This window comes from Tsuneonella deserti (genome assembly GCF_014644315.1).
Lineage (GTDB): Bacteria > Pseudomonadota > Alphaproteobacteria > Sphingomonadales > Sphingomonadaceae > Tsuneonella > Tsuneonella deserti.
Genome location: NZ_BMKL01000001.1, coordinates 750,837 through 764,760, shown reverse-complemented (window position 1 = coordinate 764,760; position 13,924 = coordinate 750,837). Strand labels below are relative to the sequence as shown.

Genomic DNA, 13,924 nt, shown 5'->3' with positions numbered 1-13,924 from the left:
CTCCGTCACACAGCCCGGGAGAGCACGATGACCGACACCGCCGCGCATGACGAATGGGTGCGCCGCCCCGCCTCCGCCGCCCAAGGCACCAACTGCACCGCCGAGCAGTACGAGGCGATGTACGCCCGCAGCATCGAGGACAGCGATGCCTTCTGGCTCGAGCAGGCGGCGCGGCTGGACTGGGTAAAGACACCCACGGTGGCGGGCGACTGGAGCTTCGATCCGGTCTCGATCAAGTGGTTCGAGGACGGCCAGCTCAACATCTGCCACAACGCGGTCGACCGGCACGTCGCCGCGGGACACGGCGACCGGATCGCGCTAATCTTCGAGCCCGACGATCCGCACGGCGAAGTGCGCCGCATCAGTTATGCCGAGCTCGAGCGCGAAGTCGTTCGCATGGCCAACACCTTGAAAAAGATGGGTGTTTCGAAGGGCGACCGCGTCACGATCTACATGCCGATGGTGCCTGAAGGCGCCTTCGCCATGCTCGCCTGCGCGCGGATCGGCGCGGTTCACTCGGTCATTTTCGGCGGCTTCAGCCCCGAGGCGATCGCCGGAAGGATCGAGGATTGCGCGAGCGACTGGCTGGTCTGCGCCGACGAGGGACGGCGCGGCGGCAAGACGATTCCGCTCAAAAACAATGTCGATGAAGCGCTTGAAAAGGCGCCGAACAGGGGTGTTCTGGTAATCGAACACACCGGCGGACAGGTGACCATGCGCGAGGGCCGCGATCACTGGTATCACGAGCTGTCGCAAGGCGTGTCGGACGAGTGCCCGTGCGAGCCGATGAACGCGGAAGATCCCCTGTTCATCCTTTACACCAGCGGATCGACCGGCAAGCCGAAGGGTCTGCTCCATACCACGGGCGGCTACGCGGTGTGGACCGAGACCACCTTCCGTTACACCTTCGACTACCGCCCGGGCGAAGTGTTCTGGTGCACCGCCGACATCGGCTGGGTCACCGGCCACAGCTATGTCGTCTACGGCCCGCTGCAGAACGGAGCGACCGCGCTGATGTTCGAAGGCGTGCCCAACTGGCCCGATGTCGACCGGTTCTGGGCTGCGGTCGAGAAGCACAAGGTCAACATCTTCTACACCGCGCCGACCGCGATCCGGTCGCTGATGCGCGAGGGCAAGGAGCCGGTGGAGCGGCACGACCTCTCCTCGCTCCGCCTGCTTGGCACCGTGGGAGAACCGATCAATCCCGAAGCCTGGCGCTGGTACTCCGACACCGTCGGCAAGGGCGCGCTGCCGGTGATCGACACCTGGTGGCAGACCGAGACCGGCGGGGTGATGATCACCACCCTGCCCGGCGCGCACGACATGAAGCCGGGGAGCGCAGGCAAGCCGTTCTTCGGCGTGGTGCCGCAGCTCGTCGATGCCGACGGCGAAGTGCTCGAAGGCGCCGCGAGCGGCAACCTGTGCCTCATTCGCTCATGGCCCGGGCAGGCGCGCACGGTCTACGGCGATCACGACCGCTTCGTGCAGACCTACTTCGTCACCTACCGCGGCAAGTACTTCACCGGCGACGGCTGCCGGCGCGACGAGGACGGATACTACTGGATCACCGGGCGGGTGGACGACGTGATCAACGTCTCAGGCCACCGGATGGGCACCGCCGAAGTCGAAAGCGCGCTGGTGCTCCACGAGCATGTCGCAGAGGCCGCGGTGGTCGGCTACCCGCACGACATCAAGGGCCAGGGCATCTACTGCTACGTGACGCTGAACGCGGGGCTGGAGCCTTCCGACGATCTCGCCGCCGCGCTCCGCCAACAGGTGCGGCATGAGATCGGCCCGATCGCCTCGCCCGATCATCTCCACTTCACACCCGCCCTGCCCAAGACGCGCAGCGGCAAGATCATGCGCCGCATCCTGCGCAAGATCGCGGAGAACGAGGTCAGCGCGCTGGGCGATACCTCGACGCTGGCCGATCCATCGGTGGTGGACCAGCTGATTGCGGGGAGGATGAACCGCTAGGCTGCGGGATGTGCCTCGAGCCAGCGGGCAAGGTCGCCGATCACGGCGTCCTTCTCGGGCTCGTTGTAGATCTCGTGATAGAGGCCGGGATACGTGATCACCGTCTTGTCCGGCGCGCCGATCGCATCGATGGTCGGCCTTGCGCCAGCCAGCGGAACCAGCGCGTCGGCCTCGCCATGCTGGATCAGAACAGGGACCTGCATGCCAGGCGCGCGTTCAAGGTAGCCGGGGAGCGGCGCGAACAGCTCGTGCGCCGTGCGGGCGGGGACTTTGCCGACCGTCACCAGCGGATCGGCCTCATACGCCTTCACCACCTCCGGGTCCCGGCTGACCGCCTCGGGCGGCAGCGCGACAGTCCCAAGGCCCGGCGCCACGGCCGAGAGCAGCTTTACCACCAGCCGCTGCGCCGCCGGCGCGGTGCCACCGATCAGGGGACCTGAGAGGATCAGGCCCGACAGGTCCTCCGGCCAGCGCAGCGCATACCCGAACGCCACGTTGCCGCCCATCGAGTGGCCGAGCAATTTGACCAGCTGGCCGTCATGCCGCTCGCGCACCTCGCCGATGAACTTGTGCAGGTCCTCGATAACCCAGGCCATGCGATCGACCAGCGCACGCTTTCCTCCCGACCGGCCATGCCCCCGGTGGTCGATGGCATAGAGAGCATAGCCCCCGGGCACGAGCCGTTCGACAAGATTGCCATAGCGCCCGCCGTGCTCGGCGTAGCCATGGGCGATGACGATCACGTCGCGCACCGGGCCGTCGGGCAACCAGCCTTGCGCAAACAGCTCAACGCCGCGCTGGCCAGTCAGCCGCCAGTCGAGCTGCTTCACCCGAACTTGCCCCGGTTTGGACCGAGATAGCCGAACAGGTACGCACCCACCTTCCGCATCTGGATTTCCTCGGCGCCCTCCGTGATGCGGTAGCGGCGGTGGTGGCGGTAGATGTGCTCGAACGGCTTGTGCCTGGAGTAGCCGATACCGCCGTGGACCTGCATCGCCCGGTCCGCCGCCTGGCACACCAGCCGGTTCGCCCAGTAGTTGCACATCGATACCTTATCGGAGATCGTCCGCTCGATCTCCTCGTGTGGCATGTTGTCCATCTCCCACGCGGTCTTGTAGATCAGCAGGCGGAGCATCTCGCACTGCGTCGCAAGCTCCACGAGCGGGAACTGGATGCCCTGGTTGCGGGCCAGCTCCTCTCCGAAGGGCTTCCTTTCACGCGCGTATTTCACGCTCTCGTCGATGCAGTGGAGCGCTGCGCCGAGACTGCTCGCGGCCTGGCGGATGCGGTTCTGGTGGACGAAGCTCTGCGCCAGGCTCAGCCCCCGACCTTCAGCTCCCAGGATCGCGCTGTCCGGCACCCACACGTTGGTCAGGCTAAGGCGCGGGTGATCTGTAGGCATGTTGAACGTCCACATCCATTCCTCGATTTCGAGGCCGGGCGTGGGATTGGGGACGAGGAAGCAGGTGATCCCGCGCGCATCGCCCGGCTCGCCGCTGGTGCGGGCGAACGTCGCGCAGTGGGTCGCGATGTGCATCCCGGTGATCCACATCTTCTCGCCGTCGATGCGCCAGCCGGGCACGCCGTCGCGCTCCTCGCGCACCGCCTTGGTCTCCATCCAGGTCGCATCGCTGCCGTGGTGCGGCTCGGTCAGGCCGAAGGCGACCCGGCGATTCCCCTCGAACCCGCCCAGGATGAACTCCTCCTTCTGCTCCTCGGTACCGAAGGTCTCGAACATCGCCACGAAGGGGAAGTTGCCGACGATCGAGTGCTCGTTCTGCAGATCGTTGTGGAGGCCGAGGCCGCGCCGCGCAAAGCGCTCGCGGATCACCGCCATCCACAGGTTCGATCCGTCCTTGCCGCCGTACTTCCTGGGCGCGGAGAAACGCCAATGACCAGCTGCGTCCGCACGCCTGCGCGCCTCTCGAAGCAGCTCTTCCCAATCGTGGCTCGGCAGGCCGCCCGCATCCCAGTCGGTCCGCGCATGCTCGCGCCGGTGATCGAAGAAGCGCATGTTGTCGTCGGCAGCGACGAGCGGATCGATTTCCGCCTCGATGAATGCCACCAGCTCCGCGTAGTAGTCCTCCAGCTCGCGCGGTATCGCGAAGTCCATCGATTTCTCCCGTTTTTCGTTGCCGGGTGAAACCTATCGCGCTGGCGTTCCACCGCAAGGATTCAGGTGACCGCGGCCCGAACTTTATATTCGGGCCTGTCCCACTCGCCGCCCTCCATCACTTGGGCCATGTGATCCACCGCCGCCGCCACTTCCACGTGCGAGGTGTACAGGGGGGTAAAGCCGAAGCGCAGGATGTCGGGCGCGCGAAAGTCGCCGACCACGCCTCGCGCGATGAGCGCCTGCATGATCGCATAGCCCTGTGGATGCCGATAGGAGACCTGGCTTCCCCGCTCGGCCTCAAGCTCGGGGCTCGCGAGCTGGAAACCATGCGCTGCGCACAGTGGCTTCATGCGCTCGATGAAAAGCCGGGAGAGCGACAGCGATTTCGATCGCACTTGGGCCATGTCCGCTTCGAGAAACAGATCCACACCGACCTCCAGCGCCGCCATTCCGAGCACGGGCGGCGTGCCGACCATGAAACGCTCGACTCCGGGGGCAGGCCGATATTGGTCGTCGAACGCGAAGGGTTCCGCATGTCCGAACCAGCCCGACAGCGCCGGCATCACCTTTTGCTGATGCCGCTTCGCCGCAAACAAGAACGCCGGCGCCCCTGGTCCTCCATTGAGATATTTGTATCCGCATCCGACCGCGAAATCCGCACCGGCGCTGGTAAGGTCGACCGGCACCGCACCCGCACTGTGGCTAAGGTCCCACACGATCGACGCGCCCGCCTCGTGTGCCAACCGGGTGGTCAGCGCCATGTCGCGCATTCGCCCGGTCTTGTAGTGGACATGGGTCAGCAGCACCACGGCGACATGGTCGCCCATCGCGCCCTCGACTTCACCGGGCTCGACAAGCTGCTGGCGAATCCTGCGGCCCGTCAGCGCCTCGATTCCCTGCACCATGTAGATGTCGGTCGGGAAGTTGCCGCGCTCTGAAAGGATGGTGTCGCGCTCGGGCGTGAGCGAAAGAGCAGCGCATAAGGTCTTGAAAATGTTTACCGAGGTGGAATCGCAGGCGATCATCTCGCCATTCCCCGCGCCGACCAGCTGCGCGATCTTGTCGCCGATCCGCCGGGGCGCCTCGATCCAGCCTGCAGCATTCCACGAGGTTATAAGCCCCTCGCCCCACTCGCGCTCGACGACTTGCGCGATGCGCCCGGCTGCCGCTTTCGGCCGGGCGCCGAGCGAGTTACCGTCGAGATAGATCACTCCTTCCGGCAAAGCGAACCGGTCGCGGAAGGGCGCAAGCGGATCGGCGGCGTCGAGTTGTTCGGGAGTCATGGACGGGTCCTTAGCGGGAGAGGCGTTGCCAGCGCACGGCAAATCGCGCACCGTGGACCCAATGGGAGCGGAACATGAACTCGCGGACGCTTTGCTGGCGGCCGCACGCGAAGCAGGCATCGATGCCTCCGAAGTAACCGGCCTGCGCCAGCTATCCGGCGGCGCGAGCAAAGAGATGTGGGCGTTCGATCTCGTGACTGCAGGCGGAACCACGATCCCGCTGGTCCTGCGCCGCCAGCCGGCCGGGAGACGCTTCTCTTCGCAAGGTCTGCCGAGCGTTGCGGCGGAGGCGGCTCTTGTGCGGCTTGCCGAGGGGGTTGGAGTGCCGGTGCCCTCGGTTGCCTTCGAACTTGCTCCGGGCTCCGCGGCTGGCGATGGTTACGCGATGGCCCGGATCACCGGAGAAACCGTCGGCGGGCGGGTGCTCAAGCTGCCGGAACTCGAGCAAGCCCGCGCCGGTATGGCGCGCCATTGCGGTGAAATACTCGCTCGCATCCATGGTGCCGGAGGATACGAGCCACTCGGCCTGCGCCAGATCGGCGCGCACGAGGAGCTCGCCGCGCTCGAGGAGCGGCACCGGTTGACCGGCCATGATCGGCCGGTATTCGAATTTGCCCTGCGGTGGCTGAAGGGCCGCCTGCCGGTCGAGCGCGCGCGCGTGCTCCTGCACGGGGACTTTCGCAACGGCAACCTGATGGTGGGGCCCGAGGGCATACGCGCAGTGCTTGACTGGGAGCTCGCTCACGTCGGCCCGCCGGCCTACGATCTTGCGTGGTTATGCGTGACGAGCTGGCGGTTCCAGCGACCGGACCTGCCGGTCGGCGGCTTCGGCACCCGCGAAGACCTGATCGCCGGCTATGAGGCCGCTGGCGGTGCCCCCGTCGATCGCGCGGAACTGCACGCATGGGAGGTGTTCCAGACCATGAACTGGGGCGTCATGTGCGCCGGGGTGGCCGAGGCGTTCCTCGAAGGCAGCCGATCGATCGAAGCAGGCGTAATCGCGCGCCGGGCGTCCGAAACCGAGTTCGACCTGATGCGCCTGCTGGCGCCCGATCACGAGGCTTGGAATGTTCGATAGACCTTCCCCTTCACTACTGATTGCCGAGGCCCGCCGCGCCCTTGAGGGCGGAGTGGCGCCGGGCTTCCCGCAGAAGGTGGTCGCCAATGCGCTCGGCATCGCCCAGCGCCAGCTGGAAATGGGACCCGCGCTGGAGGAGGAGGAACGGACGCGTCTGGTGGATCTGCTCGGGCCAGAGGAAGACCTGGCGTCGCTGAACGGCCGCCTTGCCGTTGCCATTCGCAGCGCGTCGATCGACGCGGAAGAACCGGCGCTGATCAATCACCTGATCCGCACGACTGTCGCCAAGCTGGAGATCGACCAGCCGGCTTACCCTGCCTTTCGCGCCTGGCGCGGCAGCAAGCCGGATCAGGCCTGAGCCTCGCCCAGCGAAGCAAGGCTCCGCGCGCCGAGCACCACCTGGCGGCCCACGAGTTCGAGCTGCGTACGCGACCGCTCGTCGAGGCGCGGCCCGCCGGACGAGAACATGTCCGGGCCTACCCGGATCGTCGCGCCCATGGGCGTCGGCCAGCCGCGCAAGGCGTGGACTACCGTGCGCAGCGTCTGCATGGTGTTGACCGTCGCCTGGTCGCCGTATGCGGTGGCGATCAAGCCCACTGCCCGACCGTCCAGGTACGGTCTTTCATCGCCGGCCAGATCTTCAAGGTAGTCGAGAGCGTTTTTCACGAGGCCGGACACAGTGCCGTGATATCCCGGTGCCGCGATCAGCAATCCGTCGGCCTGCCGGACGGCTTCAACCATTTCCATCCCGTCCTCGACCGTGTGGCCAGGTCCGCGATAATGCGGCAGGCCGGCAAGATAGTTGCCGTCGAAGAGTGTCACCTCGGCTCCTTCGGCCTTTGCGCTGGCCATCGCCGTCTTGAGCGCCAGTTCGGTCGTGCTGCCGGGTGATACCGTGCCGCCGATGGCGACGATGCGAGGGGTCAAGCGCTTGGCTCCTGTGCCAGAAAAGTCTCGAGTGCCTGTCGCTCCTCGGCTGTAAAACGCAAGCCCAGCTTGCTGCGGCGCCACAGGATGTCATCCGCCGTGACGGCCCACTCCCGCGCTTGAAGGTATCGCACCTCACGCTCGGTCAACCCGTGGCCGAAATGCCGGCCGCAGTCGTCGAGACTGCTGGCGTCCCCCAACATGACGCTCGCCAGCGTGCCGTAGGCCTTGATCATCCGGTCCCCCCAGGTGGGTTCCAAAAACGGATAGTGCGACAGCAGGGTCGCGAGTTGGCGCGGCTGCCCATCGACCGGAAAATTACCGCCAGGCAACGGCGCGGCATCGGTCCAATGTGGTTTGTCGAGCTCGGGCATGCGCTCGGCCAGCAGGTCGGCCGCTTCCTGCGCCAGATGACGATAGGTGGTGATCTTGCCGCCGAACACGCTGAGTATCGGCGCGCCTTCATCTTCATCGGACAGCTCGAAACTGTAACCGCGCGTCGCCGCCTCGGGCTTGCCGGAGCCATCGTCGACCAGCGGCCGCACCCCGGCGTACGACCACATCACGTCCGACGGCTGGACCGGATGGCGGAAAAAGCGGCTTGCGCCTTGGCACAGGTAAGCGATTTCCTCTTCGCTCGCGTGGATCGCATCGAGGCCGCCATGATGGTCGCGGTCGGTCGTGCCGATCAGCGTGTAATCCCGTTCGTAGGGGATTGCGAAGAAGATGCGACCGTCCGGCAATTGGAAGAAATAAGGATAGGGGTGCTCGAACAGGCGGGGCACCACGATGTGCGACCCGCGCACGAGGCGGATCGATCGCCCGGCCGGCTCCCCCGATTTGCCGAGCAGATCGAGCACCGAGGGGCCCGCAGCATTGACCACCGCCCGCGCCTTGAAAAGGCCCTGCGGCGTGACGAGGCTCCAATGTTCGCGCGCGCGCTCGATCGCCTCGACCCGACAACGGGTGCGAACTTGTGCGCCCCGGTCTGCCGCGTCCCTCGCGTTGAGCACCACCAGCCGGGCGTCATCGACCCAGCAATCGGAATAGATGAATCCGTGTACGAATTCCCCCTTTAGCGGGGCGCCTGCCACATGCTCGTCGAGCCACACGCTTTCGGTGCCGGGAAGCCGCCTTCGCCTTCCCAGGTGATCGTACAGGAACAATCCCAGACGCAGCAGCCAGCGCGGACGCAGCCCCGAAACATAAGGCAGGACGAAACGCATGGGCCAGATCAGATGCGGCGCGATTTCCCACAAGCGCTCCCGCTCCGACAACGCCTCGCGAACCAGGCCGAATTCGTAATGCTCGAGGTAACGCAGCCCTCCGTGGATCAGCTTGCTCGAGGCAGATGAAGTCCCGCTCGCCAGGTCCCCCGCCTCGAGCAGCAGAACGCGCGCGCCGCGTCCGGCCAGATCGCGCGCAATTCCCGCGCCGTTCACTCCTCCGCCGATGACCGCGACGTCGAACAAAGAATTGTCGTTTTCCGGCATTGTCCCTGTGCTTGCGCGGTGCCCGGCTTGCACACTAGCGCCCGCCGCGCGAAGGGAAAGCGGACATGACCTTGAAGAGCCGCGCCGCCTCCCCGATCGATTGGGATACCCTCCCCTACGGCGGCGACCTGTTTGGCGAAATGTACCTCGCCGAGCAGGAAATCAAAGCAGTCACCGCAGGTACTTCCGGCCGGAACCTGCTGCCAGGCCTCGTCGCGTGCGGGGTGGGCTCTGCCGCGGCGGCCTGGCTGGCAGAGCATTACCAGTTTCCGATCATCCTGCTGGGCTTGCTCGTGGGATTGTCGCTGAACTTCGTTGCGCGCGAGCCGAGCACTCACCGGGGGCTCGATTTCGCATCGCGCACATTCCTGCGATGGGGCATTGTCCTTCTTGGTCTGCAGGTCACCTTCGGCCAGATCGCATCGCTTGGCCTCTCGCCATTTCTCGCATTGACGGTTGTGATGGGAGCCACCTTTGCCGCCGGTCTCGCTGGCGCGCGGGCGGCGGGCCAGTCCCGCTACGCAGGCATATTGGCCGGCGGCGCGACCGCGATCTGCGGTGCCAGCGCCGCGCTCGCGCTGTATGGTGTGATCGGCAAGGAGCGGCTGGGTCAGGCGCAGTTCGCGCTTACGCTGGTCGGTGTTTCACTCGCGAGCGCGCTGGCCATGTCGCTCTACCCTCCGCTCGCGGGGTTGCTTGGGCTCGACGACCGGCAGGCCGGCTTCCTGATCGGAGCATCGATCCACGATGTCGCCCAGGCGATCGGAGGAGGTTACGCCTTTTCGGACAGTGCGGGCGGCTATGCCACGGTGGTCAAGTTGTCGCGGGTGGCACTGCTCGCGCCCGTCGTGCTTCTCGTAAGCATGTGGATCGGCGCCGCCGGGGCAGGAAACGGACGGCCGTGGTTCCACCGGCTTGCGCCGCCGTGGTTCATCGTCGCCTTTCTGGCCGTCGTCACGCTCAACTCATTGGTGACAGTGCCTGCGGACTTTTCGTCAAGCACGCTGGCGGCTTCGAAGGGTTTGCTCCTGCTGGCGGTGACGGCAACGGCCATGCGCAGCCGGATGGATCTGCTGATGCAGATGGGCTGGCGTTCCACGGTGCCGGTCCTCGCGGCAACGGCGGTGAGCTTCATCGTGGCTTTGGGATTCGCGATAGCGCTTCTGTGAAGCTCAACGGCTCAGGGGAAAATATTCCTCGAGCTGCGCCAGGCTCTCGCGCGCGCCAGTGTGATGAATGAATACCCCGCCCACTTCCTCCCAACGCTGCCGGTGGCGGGTCTGATCATCGACCAGAACATCCCCTTCCTTCGCGTGGTCGCGCTTATCCCGGGCCATCGTCGTTATGATGCGGGTTCCGGGAAAGTATTCGGCCGCCCAGCGCACTTTCTGATCGGCAGCCCAATTGCCGCGGGGCAGCCCGGTCAGGATGACCGGATCGAGGTGCCGCACGGCATCGAACAGCTCCATCGCGTCATCCATGAGCGGCAGACCGAAGTAGAAGTCCGGCGCCGTGGCAAGCTTTTGCCAGAAGCGGCCGAGGCCATGCCGCTTTTCGAACACGCGCGGCGGCAAGCCGAGGACTGCTGTCGCACCCTTGTCGAAGTCCGCCAGCACGCCATCGCAATCGAGATAGAGGCGCCTCAAGGAAAACGCGCTCCCACCAGATGAATAGGAATCGGCTCTTCGAGTGAGGTCCACCCGCGTGAAGCAAGAACGTCGTTGCTCTCCTTCGCCATCCTCCCCTTCGCAAGCGACCAGGTGATATGGAAAGTGCTGCCGTCCGGCCGTGCCCGCGAGCCTTCGACCGCGACGGCCAGCGCCTCCACGCCTTGCCCGTCGTCCGCATGTCCCACCACCACTGCATCGACATCGTCTGGCGGCCGCGTATCGGAAGCTACCCTTGCCGCCAGCGTGACATGATCCGCAACCGTCCGGGCATAGCGCGGCGAAAACCGGTCGAGAAGGCGCCGACGATCGTCTTCAGGCAACTTCCAGCCCACCACCGAGCGCCCCGGGCCGGCTTTGTCGGCGATGTCATGGAACGATGCCATATCCGGCCAACCGGAGCCGCGCCTGACTGTTCCCGGCGGGGCTGTGTAAGGACTGGTAGCGGAGGAGGGACTCGAACCCCCGACACGCGGATTATGATTCCGCTGCTCTAACCGGCTGAGCTACTCCGCCAGTCCTGCGCGCCCCGCTTCGGCGAGGCAGGCGGCGCATTTAGAAGCGGTCCCCCACGTGGTCAACCGCGAAAGGACCACCGCTTGACGAACTCCCACGGGCCGCCGCGATAACGATGCAGCGCGAGGCCGGCGAAGGTGAAATCGCGCGGCTCGATTTTGGGCGCGAGCACCTGTTGCAATGCGCGGGCTTCGACAGGCGGCACCTTGTTCTGGATGGTTACATGCAGCCGGGGGACGCGCTCGTCCTGGGGCGTGAGGAGCCCGTGGAAGCGATCTGCGAGCCTTTCGCGCAAGGCGAGCATGGCCGGGCTCTCCAGCCTGAGTGCGGTGCCCCGCCCAAGGTTCATCACGCCTGCAAGCCGTGCTGGGATTGGCTTGCTCCTTGCCTCTGCGGCGAGCGCATCGCGCAGTTCGTCCTCCACGCCGGGCGGCAGTGCGTGGAACAGCGTGACGTGGGCCTTGAGATGATTGCGCTCAGGCGGAAAGTGCTCGCGCCGAAGCTGGTCCGCACGAGACTGCAAGGCTTCGGGCAGCTCGGCGGTCACGATTAGCGGTGCGTAGTGACCGCCGCTCAGTCAAGCTCTCCCCGCGCGCGGCGGATTTCGAACCACTTGCGCACGTTGGCGTTGTGATCGGCAAGCGTGCTTGCGAAGACGTGACCGCCCTTGCCGTTCGCCACCATGTAGAGCGCCTTGGTCGGTGCCGGATTGAGCACGGCAGCAATGGACTCGCGGCCCGGATTGGTAATGGGACCGTTCGGCAACCCGCTCATGGTGTAGGTGTTGTACCCATTGACCGCGGCAATCTCGCTCTGGCGGATGCGGCGGCCCAGCGGCTTGCCCTTGGTGATCGGGTAGATGATCGTCGGATCCGCCTGCAGCGGCATGCCCTGCTTGACGCGGTTCGAGTATAGACCCGCCACCATGCGCCGTTCGCTGGCAACGCCTGTTTCCTTCTCGACGATCGAGGCCAGCGTCAGCGCTTCCTGCGGCGAAGATACGGCGATGTCCGGCTTCCGCTTCGACCATGCTTCGGCGAGATAGTTCTTCATGGCCGCCTGCATCCGCGCAAGCACCCGCGTACGCGGCTCGCCCCGTTCGAAGTCGTAAGTATCGGGCAGGACCGAGCCCTCCTCGGGGACCGGAATTGGACCCGTCAACAAAGGTTCGGCCATCAGCTTTTCATAAACGACGATCGATGGCAGCCCCTCTGCGATGGTCACGAACCGCCGGATCACCTGCCCGTGCTGCAGTGTATCAAGGATGGTCGCGGGGCTCGCCCCGGCCGGGATCGCGAATTCGCCGCGCTGAACCGGATCGCCGCTACCGAGAACCTTCGCCCGCAGCAGGAATGCGTCGGACGAGGAGATCAGTCCTGCCTCTTCCAGCTTACCGGCGACCGAGGTCAGGGTCGCCCCGTCGGGCACGGTAAACGCGGTCTCCTTCGCCGCCGGTCCGCTGCCGTACCAGCCCCAGGCAAACCAGATCAGGACCAGCGCGCCGAGCGCTACCAGCCCCAGCGCGAGCTTGCGCACCTCAGTCTTCGACCTTCTTGAAGATCACGCTGGCGTTGGTTCCGCCGAAACCGAAGCTGTTCGACAGTGCCGCCCGCACCTCCCGATGGCGCGCCTTGTGCGGAACCAGGTCGACCCCCTCGGTGCCCTCGTCGGGGTTGTCGAGGTTGAGCGTGGGGGGCACGACCTGGTCGCGGATCGCCAGCACGCAGAAAATGCCCTCGACCGCGCCGGCGCCCCCGAGCAGGTGCCCGATCGCGGACTTCGTGCTGCTCATCGATGCCCCGTGGAGATCGTCGCCCAGCACGCGCTTTACCGCCGCCAGCTCGATCGTGTCGGCCATCGTGGATGTTCCGTGAGCGTTGACGTAGTCGATGTCGCCCGGCTCCATGTGCGCCTTGCGAAGCGCCATGCGCATGGCCAGCTCCGCGCCCTTGCCCTCGGGATGAGGCGCAGTGACGTGGTAGGCATCACCCGACAGGCCATATCCCACGACCTCGGCATATATCTTCGCGCCGCGCGCCTTGGCGTGCTCGTATTCCTCGAGCACCATGACCCCGGCACCCTCGCCCATCACGAAGCCGTCGCGGCCCTTGTCATAAGGTCGGCTCGCCTTTTCGGGCTGGTCGTTCATGCTCATGTTGAGAGCCTTCGCCTGCGCGAAGCCGGCAAGGCCGAGGGGATTGATGGTCGATTCCGCGCCGCCGGCGAGCATGATGTCGGCATCGCCGTCCTTGATCATCCGGGCCGCGTCGCCGATCGAGTGCGCACCGGTCGAACAGGCGGTGACCACCGAGTGGTTCGGGCCCATCAGCCCGTACTTGATCGAGACCTGACCGCTGGTGAGGTTGATCAACCGTCCGTGGACGAAGTGCGGACTTACCCGGCTCGGGCCCTTTTCCTTCAGGACCAGCGATTCGCTCTCGATGCCGGGAAGGCCACCGATGCCCGAGCCGATCGAGACGCCCGTGCGCTCCTTCGTCTCCTGGTCCATGTCCTCCAGCCCGGCGTCCTCAAGAGCCTGGCCCGCGGCGTCGATCGCATAGACAATGAACGGATCGACCTGGCGCTGGACCTTGAAGTCCACCCGCTTGTCTGGATCAAAGCCCCACTCGTGATCCTTGGGCTTCACCTCGCCGGCGATTTTCGCCTTCTGGTCCGAGACGTCGAAGCGGGTGATCGGTCCGATCCCGCTCTTGCCCTCGACAAGGTTCTTCCACGTGGTTTCCACGTCGCTACCCAGCGGGGTGACGAGGCCCAGTCCGGTTACGACCACTCGGCGCATGCTACTCTCCGTAAATGCAACAGGCCCGGCCCCGCTGCGGGGGTCGAGCCTGCCCGGGGCCCATCAA

14 protein-coding genes and 1 tRNA gene are annotated in these 13,924 nt (G+C 65.8%); 4 read left to right on the top strand and 11 right to left on the bottom strand.

Translation table 11 applies throughout. The features are described from left to right. Window positions 1-27 precede the first annotated feature (27 nt). Window positions 28-1,977, top strand: a complete 1,950-nt coding sequence (gene acs, locus IEW58_RS03540) for an acetate--CoA ligase (RefSeq protein ID WP_188643855.1) — start codon at window positions 28-30, stop codon at window positions 1,975-1,977. On the opposite strand, the gene IEW58_RS03535 is transcribed toward acs, so the two are convergent. The 3 genes from IEW58_RS03535 to kynU form a co-directional block, all read right to left on the bottom strand. Continuing rightward, the gene (locus IEW58_RS03535) at window positions 1,974-2,807 is read right to left on the bottom strand and encodes an alpha/beta hydrolase (protein ID WP_188643854.1); all 834 of its coding nucleotides are present in this window, start codon (window positions 2,805-2,807) and stop codon (window positions 1,974-1,976) included. The two genes, acs and IEW58_RS03535, sit on opposite strands and share 4 nt — an antisense overlap. Continuing rightward, complete coding sequence (locus tag IEW58_RS03530) at window positions 2,804-4,090, bottom strand: acyl-CoA dehydrogenase family protein (protein WP_188643853.1); 1,287 nt, start codon at window positions 4,088-4,090, stop codon at window positions 2,804-2,806. Before IEW58_RS03530 ends, IEW58_RS03535 begins: the two co-directional genes overlap by 4 nt. A 62-nt stretch (window positions 4,091-4,152) precedes the next feature. Beyond that, window positions 4,153-5,376 (bottom strand): kynureninase, encoded by a 1,224-nt coding sequence (kynU, locus tag IEW58_RS03525; protein WP_188643852.1) that lies wholly within the window; start codon window positions 5,374-5,376, stop codon window positions 4,153-4,155. Window positions 5,377-5,437: 61 nt separating this feature from the next. Between kynU and IEW58_RS03520 the strand changes: the two genes are divergently transcribed. Together IEW58_RS03520 and IEW58_RS03515 are read left to right on the top strand one after the other, a co-directional pair. Then, complete coding sequence (locus IEW58_RS03520; protein ID WP_188643851.1) at window positions 5,438-6,454, top strand: phosphotransferase family protein; 1,017 nt, start codon at window positions 5,438-5,440, stop codon at window positions 6,452-6,454. Further along, entirely contained in the window at window positions 6,444-6,812 is a 369-nt protein-coding gene (locus IEW58_RS03515) for a DUF6285 domain-containing protein (RefSeq protein WP_188643850.1), read from the top strand. The genes IEW58_RS03520 and IEW58_RS03515 overlap by 11 nt, the downstream gene beginning before the upstream one ends. Here the strand turns inward: IEW58_RS03515 and IEW58_RS03510 are convergent. After that, the gene (locus tag IEW58_RS03510) at window positions 6,803-7,381 is read right to left on the bottom strand and encodes an NADPH-dependent FMN reductase (protein WP_188643849.1); all 579 of its coding nucleotides are present in this window, start codon (window positions 7,379-7,381) and stop codon (window positions 6,803-6,805) included. The two genes, IEW58_RS03515 and IEW58_RS03510, sit on opposite strands and share 10 nt — an antisense overlap. Next, complete coding sequence (locus IEW58_RS03505; protein WP_188643848.1) at window positions 7,378-8,874, bottom strand: glycerol-3-phosphate dehydrogenase; 1,497 nt, start codon at window positions 8,872-8,874, stop codon at window positions 7,378-7,380. The genes IEW58_RS03510 and IEW58_RS03505 overlap by 4 nt, the downstream gene beginning before the upstream one ends. Window positions 8,875-8,939: 65 nt before the next feature. Here IEW58_RS03505 and IEW58_RS03500 point away from each other — a divergent pair, with 65 nt between their 5' ends. After that, on the top strand, window positions 8,940-10,043 hold the full coding sequence (locus tag IEW58_RS03500; RefSeq protein WP_188643847.1) for a YeiH family protein: 1,104 nt from the start codon (window positions 8,940-8,942) through the stop codon (window positions 10,041-10,043). Between the two features lie 3 nt (window positions 10,044-10,046). Here the strand turns inward: IEW58_RS03500 and IEW58_RS03495 are convergent, their stop codons facing one another. From IEW58_RS03495 to fabF, 6 genes are all read right to left on the bottom strand, one after another. Then, window positions 10,047-10,520, bottom strand: a complete 474-nt coding sequence (locus IEW58_RS03495; protein ID WP_188643846.1) for an HAD family hydrolase — start codon at window positions 10,518-10,520, stop codon at window positions 10,047-10,049. After that, on the bottom strand, window positions 10,517-10,927 hold the full coding sequence (locus IEW58_RS03490) for a hypothetical protein (protein ID WP_188643845.1): 411 nt from the start codon (window positions 10,925-10,927) through the stop codon (window positions 10,517-10,519). The genes IEW58_RS03495 and IEW58_RS03490 overlap by 4 nt, the downstream gene beginning before the upstream one ends. A 53-nt stretch (window positions 10,928-10,980) precedes the next feature. Further along, window positions 10,981-11,057: transfer RNA gene (locus IEW58_RS03485), tRNA-Met, on the bottom strand. 61 nt (window positions 11,058-11,118) lie between these two features. Next, on the bottom strand, window positions 11,119-11,604 hold the full coding sequence (locus IEW58_RS03480) for a 2'-5' RNA ligase family protein (protein ID WP_229658418.1): 486 nt from the start codon (window positions 11,602-11,604) through the stop codon (window positions 11,119-11,121). A gap of 26 nt (window positions 11,605-11,630) precedes the next feature. After that, window positions 11,631-12,593 carry an endolytic transglycosylase MltG gene (gene mltG, locus IEW58_RS03475; RefSeq protein WP_188643844.1) on the bottom strand — a complete coding sequence of 321 codons (963 nt, stop codon included), beginning with the start codon at window positions 12,591-12,593 and terminating at the stop codon, window positions 11,631-11,633. A gap of 1 nt (window position 12,594) precedes the next feature. Continuing rightward, the gene (gene fabF / locus IEW58_RS03470) at window positions 12,595-13,857 is read right to left on the bottom strand and encodes a beta-ketoacyl-ACP synthase II (protein WP_188643843.1); all 1,263 of its coding nucleotides are present in this window, start codon (window positions 13,855-13,857) and stop codon (window positions 12,595-12,597) included. Window positions 13,858-13,924 lie beyond the last annotated feature (67 nt).

What these genes read in the sequence shown, in the direction of transcription:
- acs (WP_188643855.1), top strand. Translation starts at nt 28, where the DNA reads ATGACCGACACCGCCGCGCATGACGAATGGGTGCGCCGCCCCGCCTCC.
- IEW58_RS03530 (WP_188643853.1), bottom strand. Translation starts at nt 4,090, where the DNA reads ATGGACTTCGCGATACCGCGCGAGCTGGAGGACTACTACGCGGAGCTG.
- kynU (WP_188643852.1), bottom strand. Translation starts at nt 5,376, where the DNA reads ATGACTCCCGAACAACTCGACGCCGCCGATCCGCTTGCGCCCTTCCGC.
- IEW58_RS03520 (WP_188643851.1), top strand. Translation starts at nt 5,438, where the DNA reads ATGGGAGCGGAACATGAACTCGCGGACGCTTTGCTGGCGGCCGCACGC.
- IEW58_RS03515 (WP_188643850.1), top strand. Translation starts at nt 6,444, where the DNA reads ATGTTCGATAGACCTTCCCCTTCACTACTGATTGCCGAGGCCCGCCGC.
- IEW58_RS03505 (WP_188643848.1), bottom strand. Translation starts at nt 8,874, where the DNA reads ATGCCGGAAAACGACAATTCTTTGTTCGACGTCGCGGTCATCGGCGGA.
- IEW58_RS03500 (WP_188643847.1), top strand. Translation starts at nt 8,940, where the DNA reads ATGACCTTGAAGAGCCGCGCCGCCTCCCCGATCGATTGGGATACCCTC.
- IEW58_RS03490 (WP_188643845.1), bottom strand. Translation starts at nt 10,927, where the DNA reads ATGGCATCGTTCCATGACATCGCCGACAAAGCCGGCCCGGGGCGCTCG.
- fabF (WP_188643843.1), bottom strand. Translation starts at nt 13,857, where the DNA reads ATGCGCCGAGTGGTCGTAACCGGACTGGGCCTCGTCACCCCGCTGGGT.